At 75.5% G+C, this 16,448-nt stretch carries 11 protein-coding genes; 3 read left to right on the top strand and 8 right to left on the bottom strand.

The genetic code is table 11. The features are described 5' to 3' along the window. Positions 1 to 4: 4 nt before the first annotated feature. Genes OG295_RS40610 through OG295_RS40595 form a run of 4 tightly spaced genes read right to left on the bottom strand, consistent with a single transcriptional unit; the run spans position 5 to position 6,920 of the window. Entirely contained in the window at positions 5 to 2,974 is a 2,970-nt protein-coding gene (locus OG295_RS40610) for a beta-ketoacyl synthase N-terminal-like domain-containing protein (RefSeq protein ID WP_331733198.1), read from the bottom strand. Further along, positions 2,971 to 3,258 (bottom strand): acyl carrier protein, encoded by a 288-nt coding sequence (locus OG295_RS40605; RefSeq protein WP_331733195.1) that lies wholly within the window; start codon positions 3,256 to 3,258, stop codon positions 2,971 to 2,973. The genes OG295_RS40610 and OG295_RS40605 overlap by 4 nt, the downstream gene beginning before the upstream one ends. A gap of 57 nt (positions 3,259 to 3,315) precedes the next feature. Beyond that, entirely contained in the window at positions 3,316 to 5,103 is a 1,788-nt protein-coding gene (locus OG295_RS40600; protein WP_331733190.1) for an acyl-CoA dehydrogenase, read from the bottom strand. Further along, positions 5,100 to 6,920 carry a fatty acyl-AMP ligase gene (locus tag OG295_RS40595; protein ID WP_331733185.1) on the bottom strand — a complete coding sequence of 607 codons (1,821 nt, stop codon included), beginning with the start codon at positions 6,918 to 6,920 and terminating at the stop codon, positions 5,100 to 5,102. The genes OG295_RS40600 and OG295_RS40595 overlap by 4 nt, the downstream gene beginning before the upstream one ends. A 249-nt stretch (positions 6,921 to 7,169) precedes the next feature. On the opposite strand from OG295_RS40595, the gene OG295_RS40590 reads away from it, so the two are divergent. Together OG295_RS40590 and OG295_RS40585 are read left to right on the top strand one after the other, a co-directional pair. Beyond that, positions 7,170 to 9,812 carry a BTAD domain-containing putative transcriptional regulator gene (locus tag OG295_RS40590; RefSeq protein WP_331733180.1) on the top strand — a complete coding sequence of 881 codons (2,643 nt, stop codon included), beginning with the start codon at positions 7,170 to 7,172 and terminating at the stop codon, positions 9,810 to 9,812. Positions 9,813 to 9,913: 101 nt separating this feature from the next. Continuing rightward, a complete protein-coding gene (locus tag OG295_RS40585) occupies positions 9,914 to 11,254 on the top strand; it encodes an AMP-binding protein (protein WP_331733176.1) in 1,341 nt (446 codons plus the stop codon). Positions 11,255 to 11,273: 19 nt separating this feature from the next. Here OG295_RS40585 and OG295_RS40580 read toward each other — a convergent pair whose 3' ends face one another. Continuing rightward, complete coding sequence (locus OG295_RS40580) at positions 11,274 to 12,221, bottom strand: ABC transporter ATP-binding protein (protein WP_331733173.1); 948 nt, start codon at positions 12,219 to 12,221, stop codon at positions 11,274 to 11,276. Positions 12,222 to 12,301: 80 nt separating this feature from the next. Between OG295_RS40580 and OG295_RS40575 the strand changes: the two genes are divergently transcribed. Continuing rightward, positions 12,302 to 12,793 (top strand): MarR family transcriptional regulator, encoded by a 492-nt coding sequence (locus OG295_RS40575; RefSeq protein WP_331733169.1) that lies wholly within the window; start codon positions 12,302 to 12,304, stop codon positions 12,791 to 12,793. Here OG295_RS40575 and OG295_RS40570 read toward each other — a convergent pair. The 3 genes from OG295_RS40570 to OG295_RS40560 all read right to left on the bottom strand — a co-directional run bounded on the left by OG295_RS40570 (position 12,729) and on the right by OG295_RS40560 (position 16,284). Beyond that, entirely contained in the window at positions 12,729 to 13,358 is a 630-nt protein-coding gene (locus OG295_RS40570; protein WP_371681545.1) for a DedA family protein, read from the bottom strand. The two genes, OG295_RS40575 and OG295_RS40570, sit on opposite strands and share 65 nt — an antisense overlap. 125 nt (positions 13,359 to 13,483) lie before the next feature. Next, positions 13,484 to 15,253 carry a 3-hydroxyacyl-CoA dehydrogenase NAD-binding domain-containing protein gene (locus OG295_RS40565; RefSeq protein WP_331733160.1) on the bottom strand — a complete coding sequence of 590 codons (1,770 nt, stop codon included), beginning with the start codon at positions 15,251 to 15,253 and terminating at the stop codon, positions 13,484 to 13,486. Beyond that, positions 15,250 to 16,284, bottom strand: coding sequence for a beta-ketoacyl-ACP synthase III (locus OG295_RS40560; RefSeq protein ID WP_331733157.1), 1,035 nt, complete (start codon positions 16,282 to 16,284; stop codon positions 15,250 to 15,252). The genes OG295_RS40565 and OG295_RS40560 overlap by 4 nt, the downstream gene beginning before the upstream one ends. Positions 16,285 to 16,448: the final 164 nt, after the last annotated feature.

Here is a 16,448-nt window from a genome sequence, read left to right as displayed (position 1 = left end):
GGTGTCACGGTCGTACCCCCACACTGATCCACTCGCCGACGAAGTCGGCCAGGGTGCCCACCGAGCGCAGCGCGGGCAGCAGTTGCTGCACCGCGATGCCGCCGGCCTGCGGCAGCGAGGTCTCGATCCGGTCCTTGAGTTGCATGATCATTACAGAGTCGAAGCCGAGGTCCTCGTAGAAACGGGAACGCCGGTCGACGCGTTCGGGCGCGTAGTCGCCCACCTCCACGACGGCGCGCACGACGGCGGCCAGCACCGGGTCCTCGGATCCGCCGCGCTCGCCCCCGTCCGCGACGGCGGCGGACGCGACGGCCGTCACGGTCGCCGGGCCGGACTCGGCCTCGGGAACGGGCGGGGCCACGTCGGCCCGCGGGCGGGCGGTCGCGGTGTGCCAGAAGCGGTGCTCGGCGGAGAAGGCGTACGGGGGCAGCCGCTCGGTGGTGCGCCAGGCGGGCTCGTACAGCTCCTCCCACCGCGGCTCCAGACCCGAGCGGTACAGGGCGGCGACCGTCTCGGCCAGGTCCCGGGCGCTCGCGTCCCGGCCCGGCGCCGGGTGCAGCAGCCGGATCCCGTCGGACATCCCGGACCGGCCCACGAGCTGGATCAGCTGCGGCGCCGGGCCGATCTCCACGAGCGCCGTCGGGGCGGTCCGCGCCACCAGGTCGGCCAGCGCGTCCGCGAACAGCACCGGCTCGGCGGCCTGACCGGCCCAGTAGGCGCCGTCCATCGGCTCGTCGGCCAGCAGCCGCCCGTACCGGGTGGAGGCGAGCGGGACGCGCGGCGCGGCGGGCGTGATCCCCGCCGCCGCGGCGGCCAGCGGCTCCAGGGCGGGAACCACCAGCGGCGAGTGGAAGGCGTGCGAGACGTTGACCGTACGGCAGTGGGTGCCGCGCCCGCGCAGCACCCCGGCTACCCGTTCCAGCGCCTCCAGGGTGCCGGACAGGACGGTGTTCTCCGGGCCGTTGACCGCGGCCAGCGACACCCCGGCACCGGCGGTGAGGAACTCCTCGACCGCCTCGCGTCCCGCCCGCACCGACAGCATGCCGCCGCCCTCGGGCAGCGCGTCCATCAGCCGCGCCCGCTCCGCGACCAGCCGGGCCGCCTGGTCCAGCGTGAGCACCCCCGCCGCCACGGCGGCCGCGAACTCCCCGACACTGTGCCCGAGCACCACGTGCGGCCCCGCGCCGAGCCCGCTCAGCGTCGCCGCCAGCGCGTGACCGACGGCGAACAGGGCGGGCTGCGCCCAGCGGGTGCGGTGCACGGCCGGATCCCCGTCCAGGATCAGGTCGCGCACCGAGCCGCCCAGGTACGGGGCGAGCGCCGCGTCGGCCTCGTCGAGCCGGCTCCGGTACAGCGGCGACTGCCGGTACAGGGCGGCCGTCATCCCGGGGTCCTGGACGCCCTGGCCGGTGAAGAGGAACCCGATGACCGGCGGGCGCCAGGCCCGGTCGGCGATCCCGGCGGCGAGCCGCGCGTCCTCGGCGGCCCCGCGCAGCGCCGCGGCCAGCTCCACGGTGTCGGAGGCGGTGAACGCCGCCCGGTAGGGCAGCCCCGTCTTGACCCGGTTGCTGGTCCAGCACAAAGCGGCGGCGTCCCCGCGCGGGCGGGCCGCCACCGCCTCGGCCTGCGCGGCCAGGTTGCGGCGCAGCGCCTCCGGGGTGTCGGCCGAGACCGTGAACACCCCGGTCGGCGCGGACGCCGCCCGGCGGCGCCCGGTCCGGGCCGTACGGGGCGCGGCGGCGAGCACCGCGTGCGCGTTCGTCCCGCCCATGCCGAAGCTGCTCACCCCCGCCACGACCTCACCGGCGGGCAGCCGCACCGGCGCCTTCAGCAGGGCCAGCCCCCGTTCGGCGAGCCGCAGTTGGGGGTTCTCGCGGTCCGCGAACCGGCTCGCCGGCACGATCCGGTGGTGCAGGGCGAGCGCCACCTTGATCAGCCCGGCGATCCCCGCGGCCCCCTCCGTGTGCCCGAGGTTGCCCTTGACGGAGCCGATCGCGCACGGCTCCTCGCGCGGTACGCCGTGCACCTCGCCCAGGGCCCCGCACTCGATGACGTCGCCGAGCGCGGTGCCCGTGCCGTGGGCCTCCACGAAGCGCACCTGCTCCGGGGTGACCCCGGCCCGGCGGTAGGCGGCCGCGACGACCTCCCGCTGGGAGTGCCGGTTCGGCGCGGTGACGCCGTTGCTGCGCCCGTCCTGGTTGACGGCGGTGCCCCGGATGACGGCGTAGACCCGCTGCCCGTCGGCGAGCGCGTCCTCCAGCCGCCGCAGCACCACCACTCCGACGCCGTCGCTGCGCGCGATGCCGTTCGCGTCGGCGCTGAACGGCCGGCACCGGCCGTCCGGCGAGGCCAGCCCCATCTGCGCGTACACCAGGCCCAGCGCCGGCGTCAGGATCAGGTTGACCCCGCCGGCCAGCGCCGTGCCGCACTCCCCGGACAGCAGCGAGTTGACCGCCAGGTGCACGGCGACCAGCGAGGAGGAGCAGGCCGTGTCCACGGACAGGCTCGGCCCCTTCAGGTCGAGGTGGTACGAGATCCGGTTGGCGGCCATGCCGGCACTGGACCCGGCGCCCAGCTGCGGGGTCACCCGCCCGTAGTCGCCCAGGTGCAGCTGGCCCCACTCGCTGCCCATCATGCCGACGAACACACCGGTGTCGCCGCCCGCCAGGGACCGCGGGGAGCGCCCCGAGTCCTCCACGGCCCGCCACGCGCACTGGAGCAGCAGCCGCTGCTGCGGGTCCATCGCGGCCGCCTCGCGCGGCGAGACGGTGAAGAAGTCGTTGTCGAACACGTCGGCGTCGTCGATGAACCCGCCGCGCACCGGCGTCTCGTACCCCGGCCCGAACCGGCGCGCGACGGGCTGCTCGCCGGTGGCGTCGCCGCCGCGCATCAGCAGGTCCCAGTAGGCGTCGGGACCCGGCGCCCCGGGGAAGACGCAGTCCAGTCCGACCAGGGCGACGGAGGCGGAGCTCACCGGGAGACCCCCGCCGTCGGCACCGTCACGCCCCGCGCCGTCAGATGGGCGACCAGCGCGACGACGGTCGGGTGGTCCCAGGCCAGCGACGGGTCCACGGCGATGCGGAACGTGTCCTCGATGTCCCCGCACAGGCTGAGCGCCCCCACCGAGTCCATGCCGTACTCGGCGAGCGGCACGGTGGGGTCGATGCTGTCCGGCAGCCGGTCGAGGTACACGGCGAGGCGGTCGGTCAGCCAGTGGTGCAGCGGGGCCGCGCTGTGCGGCGACACGGGCAGGGACATCCCTGGACTCCTTGCATGCGGGCGAAGGGGGAGGACGGTGGTCGGGGCCGTTGCCCGTCAGCCGGGAAGCGGGGTGTTGTGCAGGTCGTAGCTGCGCCGGTCCCCGAAGCGGGCCAGGACCTCCTGGTGGACCCGCGCCATGCACTCGGGGGGCAGCTCCACGGGCTCGGTGCCGAGCCTGCGCGTGATGCGGTGCAGGGCCGCGGCGGCCCAGGCCGGATCGGCCAGGAACGGGTCGAGCCCGTCGCGGTTGTGGCGGCGCACGCCGAGCACGGCCGCGGCGGCCAGGACCAGCACGTAGCGGTCGGTCAGCGCGAACCAGGCCGGCCCGACCGGGGTGCGGCCGTCCAGCGGCGGCAGCGCCAGCACCCGCCGGCGCAGGTCCCGCAGCTCCTCGACGAGGTGCTCCGTCATCGTGCGCAGGGCCCGCTCCACCGGATCGCGCCCCGGCAGTTCCGCGGCGGCGGCCAGCAGCGAGGCACTGAGGCTGTCGCGACCGCCGGCCAGCGCGAGCGCGTCGTAACGGAACGCCGGCAGGGGCGCGTCGGGCTGGAACAGCGCGGCGGGGGCCTCCTCCTCGGTGAACCAGGAACGGCTCGCCAGGTGCTTCAGCTGCGGGATGATCGTCGCCTGGCAGGCGACCGTCCCCGCGTGGCCGAGGCTGATCACCGGCACGTCCCGGATGTGCTTCTGCAGGACGCCGACCGTGCCGTCCCGCGTGTACAGCTGGGACCCCAGGACGGTGGACAGGTCGTACATCGTCTCGATCAGCACCCGCGGCAGCAGCAGCTTCACGGCCGCCGAGTACACGCTGGTCTCCGCCGGCAGCAGGTGCAGCGCCCGGGTGGCGACGACCGCCAGGCAGTCGTAGAGCAGCAGGTTCACGAACGCCCCGGTCAGGGTGTTCGCGGTGTGCTGCGGGTCCACCGGCGCCGTGCCGGCCGCGCCCGGCCCCCGCCGGCGGTCCACCAGCACGGCCGTACGCAGGCTCGTGTCCACGGCGGCCACCGACAGCGAGGCCATCAGGGTGCGGCTCATCTGGAACGACTGGAGCGAGGTCGTGACCCCGCTGCCGGGCGCGCCGAGCAGCGCGTCGGCGGGCACCGGGCAGTCGTCGAAGCGCACGCCCGAGAAGAAGCAGGACCGCAGGCCCACCGCCGCGGGCCGCCGCTCGGTGCGGTACCGGTCGGCGGGCAGGGTGCGCGGGTCCAGCAGCAGGGCGCTCTGCGTCCCCCCGGGGAAGTGCCCGCCGGTGCGGCAGAACAGCACCAGGGCGTCCGCCCGGTGCAGGTTGTTGACCACCGGCTTGGCCCCGGTGACCGACAGCCCGCCGCCGGGCACGGGCTCCGCGGCGATCTGGTTGCGCACGAAGTCGTTGGTGTGTGCGGTCTCGTGCTGGGCGATGGCCGCCTTCGACCCGCCCAGCAGCAGACCGCCCAGCCACGACCGCTGCTCCCGGCTGCCGCGCATCCACACGTCGGAGGCGGCCATGAAGGTGGTCATCCCGTAGCCCATGCCGAGGGACACGTCCCGCCGGAACACCGGCCGCATCACCCGCAGCAGGCCCTCGGGCGAGTCGAAGCGGCCACCGAGCTCGCGGGGGACGAACTCGCGGTGCATGCCGAAGTCGTCGAGCAGCCCCTCCGCCTCCGGGGACAGCGCGGCCGCCTGGTCGGAGGCCAGCAGGGCGCGGTGCCCGGCCGGGTTGCCGGGCGCGCCGGGGTCGCCGAGCAGGGCCTCCAGCGCGGCGGCCCGGACCCGGCCGCTCGTCGACTCCGGGGACGGCGCGGGCCGCCGCACCGGCGCCCGGGGGGCCGGTCCGGCGGCGACGGCGAGCGCGCTCACCACGCCGTCTCCTGCATGGCGGACCGGGTGCCGGCCCGGCCGGCCGGCCGCAGCAGGTCGTTGCCCAGGAGCGTGTCGCGCGGCCGGACCAGGGCGCGCACGGCCGGGTCGAGGACCTCGTAGACGCCGCTGACCTCGCCCTCCAGGAACAGCTTGCGGATCAGGGTCCGCTGGATCTTGCCGCTGGTGGTGCGGCGCAGGGTGCCGGGCCGCACCAGGAGCACATTGGCCGCGGGCACGTCGAAGTCCTGGCCGATGAGGACCTGGATGCGGCGGGCGAGGGCGCGCAGCGTCTCCCAGTCCGCGTTCTCCGGACGCACCTCGTGCACGACGACGAGCTGCTCGCGGTCCGCGTCCACGGTGAACACGGCCCCCTGTCCCGCCCCGAGGGCGGGCTCCCCCTCGCGCACCGCCCACTCGACGTCCTGCGGGTAGATGTTGCGGCCGTTGAGGATGATCATCTCCTTGAGGCGGCCCGTGACGTACAGCTCGTCCCCGTCGACCACCCCGAGGTCGCCGGTGCGCAGGAAGCCGCTCTCCCCGTCGTCCACCATGGCGTGGAAGGTACGGGCGGTGTCGGTGGGACGGCGCCAGTAGCCCTGGGCGACGCTGTCGCCGCGCACCCAGATCTCCCCGACCCGTCCCTCGGGCACCTCCTCGCCGATCACCGGCTCCACGATCCGCACCGCGAAGCCGCGCACGGAGCCGCTGCCGACCAGGGTCCGCACCGGCCGTCCCGGGCGCGGCGGACGCAGCTCGTCGTATTCGAGGCCGGCCGCGTCGACGGTCAGCGTGCGCGGCCCGCTGCCGGGCGTGCCGCCCGACACCACGAGCGTGGCCTCGGCGAGCCCGTACGCCGGGTAGAGGCTCCCGCGGCGGAAACCGGCCGCGGCGAAGCGTTCGGCGAAGGCCTCCAGGGTCTGGTGGCGCACCGGTTCGGCGCCGTTGATCGCCAGCCGCCAGCTGCTCAGGTCGAGGTCCGCGAGCTGCTCGTCGGTGATCCGGCGCAGGCACAGGTCGTAGCAGAAGTTCGGGCCGCCGCCGACGGTCACCCCGTACTCGCCGATCGAACGCAGCCAGCGCACCGGCCGCTTGACGAACGCGGTCGGCGACATCTGCACCGACGAGGTGCCCAGCCACAGCGGGTGCAGCAGATGGCAGATGAGCCCCATGTCGTGGTAGTGCGGCAGCCAGCTGCCGAACACGTCGTCGGCCGTGGAGCGCAGGAGCCCCCGCATCGCCTCCATGTTGGCGAGGAGGTTGCGGTGACTGACCATCACCCCGCGCGGCCGGGACGTCGAACCCGAGGTGTACTGGAGGAACGCCAGGTCGTCCGGACCGGTGGGCGGCGGCTGCCAGGCATCGGCGTCCAGCCCCTCCTCCACGTCGGTGGCCAGGCACACCGTCTCGCCCCGGCCCGCCATGGCGAGCCACAGCGACACGTCGGGGGCGTGCGCGGAGTCGGTCAGCACCAGCCGCGCCCCGGTGTCGCGGATGATCCCCGACACGCGCTGCAGCCGCTCGCCCCGGTCGCCGGGCAGCGGGGCGGGAACGGCGACGGCACCGGCGTACAGACAGGCGGCGAACGCCTTCAGGAACCCCGGACCCGGCGGGTACAGCAGCAGCACCGGCTGCCCCAGGGCCCCGTGTTCGCGCAGCCGCACCGCGATGGCCCGGGCCGCGCGGTCCAGCTGCCCGTACGTGAGGTGCTCGGCGGCGGCGCCCGGGGCGTCACCGAGGAACACGTGAGCGTCGCGCTCGCCGAGTTCCGCGGCCCGGCCGCGGAGCACTTCGGTGAACGTAGCGAATCCAGTCAACGTCAGCCCCCTTCTGGCGCATCCGGGGCAACTGCCGAACGCCCGGCGCCCCTGCCGCCAACGCCTCGGCATGCTCCGCGCTCCGCCTAAAGCATGGCTTGCGGGTCCCGGGCCAGGGTGCGCGGCCCCGGATCAGGGGTTCCGCTGTCCGAAGCCGGGGGTGGGACCCGCCCTAGGGTGGCGAGGGCCGGGCAGCTGGGGGAGTCTGCCGCCACCCGTGCCACCGGAGTACCGAGGAACGGGGGCTGCATGCGATTTCGGGTGTTGGGGCCACTGGAAGTGGACGCGGCCGGCCCGGACGCGCGCCGGGTGACGCCCCGTGCGGCGAAGATCCGCGTGGTCCTCGCGACGCTGCTGGTACGAGCCGACGAGATCGTGTCCGTCGGCAGCCTCATCGACGAACTGTGGGGCGAGGACCCGCCGCGCACCGCGACGACCACGCTCCAGGTCTACATCTCGCAGCTGCGCAAGCTCCTGCACGCCGCCGACCCCGACGCGGGCCGCGAAGCCCTGGTCACCCGCCCGCCCGGCTACCTCATGCGGCTGGATCCGGACCGGCTGGACCTGTCCGCCTTCGAGGACCTGCACGCCCGGGGCCGTGCCGCCATGGCCCGCCACGACGCCCCGGCCGCCGCCGACCTCCAGCGCCGCGCGCTCGCGCTGTGGCGCGGCCCCCTGCTGTCCGACACCCCTCACGGGCCCCTGCTCGACAGCACCGCCATCCGCCTCGGCGAACTGCGCACGGCGGCACTCGAACAGCGCATCCGGGCCGACCTGCAACTGGGCCGCCACCACGACCTCGTGGGCGAACTCCAGGCGCTCGCCACCGAACTCCCGATGCGCGAGGAGTTCCACGCCCACCTGATGGTGGCCCTCTACCGCTCCGGCCGGCAGGCCGACGCGCTGGAGGCCTTCGCCCGGCTGCGGCGCACCCTCGTCGACGAACTGGCGATCGAGCCGGGCCCGCCGCTGCAGCAGCTCCACGGCCGGATCCTGGCCGGCGACACCGCCCTGCTGCGCCCCTCGGCCGCCGCACCCTCCCCGCCCGGCGGCCCCCGTCCGACCGTGACCGCGACCGTGACCGCGGGCGGGAACACGGGCGGGAACGCCGTGTCCGCGGCCCCGCCGTCCGCCGTCGAACCGGAACCCGACCTGCCGCCCGCCGGCGTACCGGCCAGCGAACTCCCGCCGTCCGACCCGCTGTTCACCGGACGCGGCGAGGAGCTGGCCGCACTGGAGACGCTGCTGCGCGACGTCCCGGCGGGCGGCTGCGTCACGCTCACCGGCCCCGCCGGCACGGGCAAGACCGCCCTCGCCCTGGCCGCCGCGCACCGCGCCGACGGGCTCTTCCCCGACGGCCGGGTGTTCCTCGCCCTGCGCGACGCGGCCGGCGAACCGCTCGCACCCGCCGCCGCGCTGACCCTGCTGCTCCGCCGCTGCGGGGTCACCGGACCGCTGCCCGATGAGCTCGACGGGCTGCGCCGCACCCTGGACCGGCTCACCCTGGGCCGCAGGATGCTGTTCGTGCTCGACGACGCGGCGGGCGGGGACCGGACCGCCCCCCTGCTTCCCGCGACCCCCGGCAGCACCGCGCTGCTGACCGCCCGCCGGCCCCCCGCGGTCCCGGTCTCCCGGGTGCACCTGCTGGACGTCCTCGCCCCGGCGCAGGCCCGCCGGCTGCTGCTGGCCGCGTCGGGCCGGGACGGCGAGGACGACGGGCCCGAAGGGGCCTGCGCCGCCGTCGTCGAGGCGTGCGGCCGTCTGCCGTCGGCCGTACGGGCCCTCGCGGGCCGGCTGGCGGCCCGCCCGCACTGGACCGTGGCCTCCCTCGCCGCCAGGCTCGCCGACGAGCACGCCCCACTGGCCGAACTCCGCTCCGCGCAGCCCGGCCTGGACGCGGCCCTGCGCGGGGCCTACGACGAAGCCGGCGAACCGCTGCGGCGCGCCTTCCGGCTGCTCGCACTGCTGCCCGCCGGCCCCTTCCCCGCCACCGACGCGGCCGCCCTGCTCGGCCTGGCCGAACCGGACGCCGAAGCCGTGCTGGAGGGCCTCGTGGAGGCCCGTCTGCTGCGGGCCGAACCCCGCGGCGCCTACCGCCTGCACGTGCTGTGGCGGCTCCTGGCGGGCGAGCTCCTCACCGCGCAGGAGCCCCCCGGCGAGGTGGCCCGCGCCGTGGCCCGGCTCGCCGGAGCCCTGGCCGCCGAGGCGGAGGAGGCCGACGCGCTGCCGCACGCCGCCGAATGGTTCGCCGAACGCCGCACCGCGCTGGTCGCGGCCCTCGGCCGGGCCCACACTGCCGGGCTGTGGGAGCACACGGTGCGCCTCGCCGACGCCCTGACCGCCCCCCTGGAGGCCCACGCGGCCTGGGACGACTGGGAGCGGGCGCACACCCTGGCCCTCGACGCCGCCGAACACCTCGGCGACCTCGGCGCCCAGTCCCGGCTGCTGCGCTCGCTCGGCGACCTCGCCTGGCAGCGCCGGCGGACGGACACCGCCCGCGGCCTGTACGGGCGCGCGCTGCGGGCCGCCGACGGGGCCGACGCCCGGCCCGAGCGCGCCCGCGCCCTGACGGGCCTGGCCGAACTGAGCCTGGACGCCTCGGCCGTCACGGAGGCGGCCCGGCTGATCGGCCGGGTCCTCGACCCGGCGCCCGGGGACCCCCGCGACCACTACGAGGCCCGGCGGGTGCGGGCCCTGCTCGCCCTGGAGACGGAGGGCCCCGCCTCCGCGGAACCGCACTTCGCGCGGTGCCTGACCCTGGCGGCCCAGCTCGGCGACCGGCGGCGCGAGGCGTACGCCGTCCGGTGGCTGCGCCAGGTGCGCGGCGGCCTGCCGCTGCCGGACTGGACGGAGACCCGGCCCGGGGTGTGGCGGCTGCGCGCCGCGGGCTGAGCCGCCCCGCCACCGCCCCGCCCCGCCGAAGGGCCGCCTGCGGAGCGCGCGGGGACCGACCGACGCGCGCGACGCGTCACCACGTACCGACGTAAGGAGAGATGCCCGTGCTCACGGCGCTGGAAGGGGTGTACGGGGACCGCGTCGACGCGGTCACCGTCGCCGGCCGGACCGCCTCGTACGAGGAACTGCTGGGCGCGGCCGGGGCGGTGGCCGCCGACGTGGCCGGCGCCCCCGCCGTCGCTGTCGAGGCCACGGCCTCCCTGGAGACCGTCGCCGCGGTGGCCGGCTGCCTGCTGGCCGGGGTGCCCGTCGTCCCCGTACCGCCCGACGCGGGCGTCGCCGAACGCGAGCACATCCTGCGCGACTCGGGCGCCACCCCCGTCACGGCCGACTTCGCCCGCCGGGCCGCCTGGAGCGGCCCCGCACCGGCGGCCGACGCCCCCGCGATGGTCCTCTACACCTCGGGGACCACCGGCGCGCCCAAGGGGGTCGTGCTCGACGGCGCCGCCATCGCCGCCGGACTGGACGCCCTCGCCGAGGCCTGGCAGTGGAGCGCCGAGGACACCCTGGTCCACGGGCTGCCGCTGTTCCACGTGCACGGGCTGATCCTCGGCGCCCTCGGCGCGCTGCGCACGGGCAGCCGCCTCGTGCACACCGGCCGGCCCACCCCGGCCGCGTACGCCGAGGCGGGCGGCAGCCTGTACTTCGGGGTGCCCACGGTGTGGTCCCGCGTCGTCGGGGACCCGGAGCGGGCCCGCGCGCTGCGCTCCGCGCGGCTGCTGGTCTCGGGCAGCGCCCCGCTGCCGGAGCGGGTCTTCCGCGGCCTGGAGGAGCTGACGGGACGCCGGCCGGTCGAGCGGTACGGGATGACGGAGACCCTGATCACGGTGAGCGGCCGGGCGGACGGCCCGCTGCGGCCGGGCGCGGTGGGGACCCCGCTGCCCGGGGTCCGCACGCGGATCGCGGCCGGACCGGGGGAGGAGATCGGTGAACTCCAGCTGACCGCACCCACGTTGTTCTCCGGCTACCTGGGGCGCCCCGAGGCCACGGCGGCCTCGTACACCGAGGACGGCTGGTTCCGCACGGGCGACATCGCCGCGATCGACGCGGACGGCACCCACCGCATCGTGGGCCGGGCCTCCGTCGACATGATCAAGTCGGGTGGGTACCGGATGGGGGCGGGCGAGATCGAGAACGCCCTCCTGGACCACCCGCGGGTGCGCGAGGCGGCCGTCGTCGGGGTGGCGGACGCCGATCTGGGCCAGCGCGTGGTCGCGTTCGTCGTGGCCTCCGGGGTGACCGGGGCCGAGCTCACCGACTTCGTCGCCACGCGCCTGTCGGTGCACAAGCGGCCGCGCGAGGTGCGGTTCGTGGCCGCGCTGCCGCGCAACGCCATGGGCAAGATCCAGAAGCGGCTGCTGCCGGCGGGGGAGGGGTGAGGTGCGGCCCGCGCGGCCCTCAGCGCGCCCCCGGGGCCCCGGCGGACCCGGCCGGCTCGCCGTGCCCGGCCGGCTCGGGCTCGGCCGTGGGGCGGTAGTGCCGCAGGAACAGCTCTTCGAGCGTCGGGGGCCGGCTGACGAGGCTGCGCACCCCCGACTCGGAGAGCGCCCGCAGGAGCGTGCCGAGGTGCTCGGCGTCGACCTGGGCGGTGACCTTCGTCCCCCGGACCTCCAGGCCGTGGACCCCGGGCAGCTCCTCCAGGCCCTCGGCGGGGGCGGCGAGTTCGGCGGTCACGGAGGTGCGGGACAGGTGCCGCATCCGGCTGAGCGAGCCCGTCTCCACCGTGCGCCCGTCGCGGACGATGCTGACGCGGTCGCACAGCGCCTCGACCTCGGTGAGGATGTGGCTGGACAGCAGGACCGTGCGGCCCTCGTCGGCGGCCTCGCCGACGCAGCTCTGGAAGACCTCCTCCGCCAGCGGGTCCAGGCCGGAGGTGGGCTCGTCGAAGACGAGCAGTTCGGCGTCGGAGGCGAAGGCGGCGACCAGGGCGACCTTCTGCCGGTTGCCCTTGGAGTACGCGCGGCCCTTCTTGCCCGGGTCGAGCTCGAAGCGGTCCGTCAGCTCCTTGGCGGCCCGGGGGTCGGTGGCGCCGCGCAGCCCGGAGAGGAAGCCGAGGGCCTCGCCGCCGGAGAGGTTGCGCCACAGGTTCACGTCGCCGGGTACGTAGGCGATCCGGCGGTGCAGCGCGACCGCGTCGCGCCAGGGGTCGCCGTCCAGCAGCCGCACGCGGCCGCGGTCGGCGCGGATCAGGCCGAGGAGGATGCGCAGGGTGGTGGACTTCCCGGCGCCGTTGGGGCCCAGGAAGCCGTGCACCTCGCCCTTCTCGACGCTCAGGTCGAGGCCCTTCAGCGCGTGGGTGCGGCCGAACGACTTGTGCAGTCCGGCAATCTCGATTGCCATCATCATATTTCGGAAGATACCTTAGTTTCAGAATATCGTGAAGCTAGTGGAAGGTATCGCCTGAGGGTCGATCACGGGGAGACGGTGTGGACGCGAGTGCCGGCGCCAGCGAGCAGCGGGGCTACAACGAGGAGGTGTCGGCCTTCGTCGAGCGGTTCGCCGCCGACCTGGTGGCCGCCGGAGTCCCCCGGATGCCCTCCCGGGTCTTCGCGTGCCTGCTCGCCGAGGATGCGGGCGCGCTCAGTGCCGCGGAACTCTCGGAGCGGCTGAGGGTCAGCCCCGCGGCGGTGTCGGGGGCCGTCCGCTACCTCGCCCAGGTGCACATGGTCAGCCGGGAGCGGGCGCCGGGCGAACGCCGGGAGATCTACCGCGTCCACGCGGACCTCTGGTACGAGGCGGTCACCAGCCGGGACCAGATGCTCAACCGCTGGGCGGCCACCCTCAAGCAGGGGGTCGAGGCGCTGGGCCCCGGTACGCCGGCGGGTCTGCGGGCCGAGGAGACGGCCGACTTCTTCAGCTTCGTGAAGCTGGAACTGGACTCGCTGATGGACCGCTGGCGGGCGCACCGGGGCGAGTGATCATCCGGGTGGCGAGGGTGCTGACGGCCACCGTCGCGCCGACCGACACGGCCAGGCCCAGCCAGGCCGTGTCGAACCACCGGTTGCCGAGGTGGCCGAGGGTCACCAGGTAGGCCGCCCACAGCAGTCCGGCCAGCGCCGACCAGCCCATCTGGCGCGGCCGCAGGGCGGGCGAGGTGCCGAGGGCGATGTCCAGCACGGTCCGCCCGGCGGGGACGAAGCGCGCGGCCAGGGCGACCCGGCCGGCGTGCCGGGCCAGGCCGCCCTGGAGCCGGGTCGTCGCCTGCCGCCACGCGGGGTGCCGGTCGAGGCGGGTGTGCAGCCAGGAGGATCCGCGCCGGGCCAGCAGGACCAGGGCGAGGTCGCCGAGGAAGGACGCGGCGGCAACCGCCAGGACCGGCAGCACCGGGGGGATGTGGTGCTGCGCGGTCCAGGCGGCCGCGGCCACCACGAGGGTGCCGCTGGGCAGCACCGGCAGGAGCGAATCGCCGAACACCGCGGCCAGTGCGAGGGCCAGGATCCACCAGGAGAGCGGAAGGGTGCCGGCGTTCATGTCGGGCTGCATGTGTATGACTCTACCGAACATTCAGAAATTTGTGAACTTACATAAATGGCCAAGGGATGATGCCGCGAGGAGCGTGCGGGCAACGGTGCCGCGGGCGGGGCGCCGTCGCCCCGCCCGCCCACCCCCTAGTACGTGTGGAAGCCCCGGCCGCTCTTGCGGCCCAGGAAACCCGCGTCGACCAGGTGCTCCAGGTGCCGGGCCGGCACCAGCGACGGCTCCCGGAACGAGGCGTGCAGACTGTTCTGGATCTGCAGCGACACGTCCAGGCCGATCGTGTCCAGCAGCGTCAGCGGGCCCATCGGATAGCCGCAGCCCGCCGTCATCACCGTGTCGATCTCCCCGGCGGCGGCCCGGCGCTCCTCCAGCAGCCGCACCGCGCTGTTCAGGTACGGGAACAGCAGGGCGTTGACGATGAACCCGGCCCGGTCGCCGATGCCGACCGGGTGCTTGCCCAGCCGCCCGCACACCTCGTGGACCGTGCCCAGCGCGTCCTCGGCCGTCAGCACCGTGCCGACCACCTCCACCAGCCGCATCACCGGAGCCGGGTTGAAGAAGTGCATGCCGAGCACGTCCTCGGGGCGCGAGGTCACCGCCGCGCACTCCACCACCGGCAGGCTCGACGTCGTCGTCGTCAGCACCGCGCCCGGACGGCACACCGCGTCCAGCCCCCGGAAGATCTCCCGCTTGACCGGGAGTTCCTCGGCGACCGCCTCCACCACCAGGTCGCAGTCGGCCACCGCCTCCAGCGAATCCGCCGGAACCAGCCGCTCCAGCGCGGCCCGGCCGTCCTCGGCGCTGATCCGGCCCCGCTTGACCCCGCGCTCCACGGAGCCCGCCACCTTGTCCAGCGCCGCCTTCGCGCGCACGTCCGTACGGGCCACCAGCCGGGTGTCGTACCCGGACCGGGCGAACACCTCGGCGATGCCCGACGCCATCGTCCCGGAACCGATCACCCCGACCCTGCGCACCGGCCGCGACGGCCGCCCGCCGCCCGCGCCACCCGAGGCGCCCGTCGCGGCCACGGCGGCCCGCGGACCCGACGGCCCCTCGGGCCAGGTGTGGAACCCGCGGCCCGCCTTCGCGCCCAGCAGCCCCGCCGTCACCATGTGGTCCAGCAGCGGCGGCGGCAGGAACTGCGCCTGCCCCGTCTGCTCGTACAGCCCGCGCAGGGTGTCGCGCGCCGTGTCCAGACCGATCAGGTCCAGGTGGGCCAGCGGCCCCAGCGGCAGCCCGCAGCCCAGCATCATCGCCGCGTCGATGTCGTCGCGCGACGCGTAACGGCGCTCGTACATCGCGACGGCGCCGTTCAGGTACGCCATCAGCAGCCCGCCGCCCGTGAAGCCAGGCTGGTCGCTGGAGGCCACGGCCGTCCGGCCCAGCGCGGCCACCAGCTCGCCGGCGGACCGCCCCACCGACGGATCGGTCAGCGGCGTGGTCACCACCTCCACCACACCGCCGTCCGGCGCGTGGCCCACCGGGTGCAGGCCGACCGTGCGCGGCAGCCGCCCGCACGCCGCGGCCACCCGGGTCACCGACAGCGAGGTCGTCGTCGCGAACACCGCCCGCGGACCGCACAGTCCGTCGGCCCGCCGCAGCACCTCCGTCTTCAGCGCGAAGTCCTCCGGCACCGCCTCCACGACCAGTTCACTGCCCGTGATGGCCGCCAGGTCGGCCGTGTACGTGATCCGGGCCCGGGCCGCCGGATCCTCCAGCCCCCGCTCGGTGCGCTCCCGGCCGCCGGCCACGGCGTCGCCGTCCGCCTCCACGGCCACCACACGGGCTCCCGCCGAGGCGAGCGAACGGGCCAGCGCGGAGCCGACCGTACCGAGGCCGATCACCGCGACCGCGGAGAAGGGCAGGGGACCGGGAAGGGGTGCCGCGGATGCTGCCGTCATGCTGCTGAGTCCTTTCGGGGGGCGGGAGCCGCCTCCTCGTCCCAGCGGACGAGAACCGTGCCCAGGGACATGCCGCCGCCGAAACCGGCGAGCAGCAGGACGTCCCGGTCCCGGAACGCCCCGGACCGGTGCGCCTCGTCGAGGGCGAGGGGAATGGAGGCGGCGCTGGTGTTTCCGTGCTCGGCCACGGTGAGGTGCGTACGGGCGCGGGGCAGGCCCAGCCGGGGCACGGTCTCGCCCAGCATCACGCCGTTGGCCTGGTGCGGGACGAAGTGGTCGACCTCGGACGGCTCCAGACCGTGCCGGTCCAGCACCTCGCCGACCGCGCGCGGCAGTTCGGCGGCCACGAAGTCGCGCACCCCGCGCCCGTTCATCCTGAAGTGGTGCAGTCCCCCGGCGACCGTCTTCTCCGAGGCGGGCAGCCGGCTGCCGCCGGCCTCGACGTGGATCAGCTCGGCCTGGTCGCCCCGGCTCGCCAGGTGCGAGCCGAGGACCCCGTAGCCGGACCGCACCGGGCCCAGCACCACGGCGCCCGCGCCGTCACCGAACAGGACGGCCGTGCGCCGGTCCTCGCGGTCGATGATCCGCGAGTACACGTCGGCGCCGATGACCAGGGCGTGACCGCGGACCGAGCCGTCCTGCTCCGGCAGCAGCCGGGCCGCCGTCACCAGACCGAACACGAACCCGCTGCACACCGAGTTCAGGTCGAATGCGGCCGCGTTCACCGCGCCGATCCGGTGCTGGACCAGACAGGCCGTGGCCGGCTGCGGGGAATCCGGCGTGGACGTCGCCACCACGATGCACGACAGGTCGGCCGCCGAGATCCCGGCCGCGTCCAGCGCGGCCCGCGCCGCCTCGACCGCCAGGTCGGAGGTGGCCTCGGACTCGGCCGCGTACCGGCGCTCCCGGATGCCCGTCTTCCGCCAGATCCAGTCCTCGGTGACCCCCGCCCGCTGCGCGACGAGCCGATTGGAGACCGTGTCGGCAGGCAGATAAGACCCGGTTCCCAGAATTCCTATTGCTGCTGTCATGACCGGCTCCTCACCGTGGAGGTGGCAGAGAGTGCGGGAAGTGCGAGAACTGCGGGAAGTACGGGAAACGCATTCACCGCGGGGTGCTCGAATGGGACATTCAGCAATGGTTCTCGGAGCCCGTTGCGGGCGGTAACCCTTGCTCCGCCCCCTAGCCGCCCCTA

Source organism: Streptomyces sp. NBC_01276, assembly GCF_041435355.1.
In the GTDB taxonomy this organism is placed as follows: Bacteria; Actinomycetota; Actinomycetes; order Streptomycetales; family Streptomycetaceae; genus Streptomyces.
Note: the sequence above shows the minus strand (reverse complement) of the source record. Positions and strands in the feature narration are given on the sequence as shown.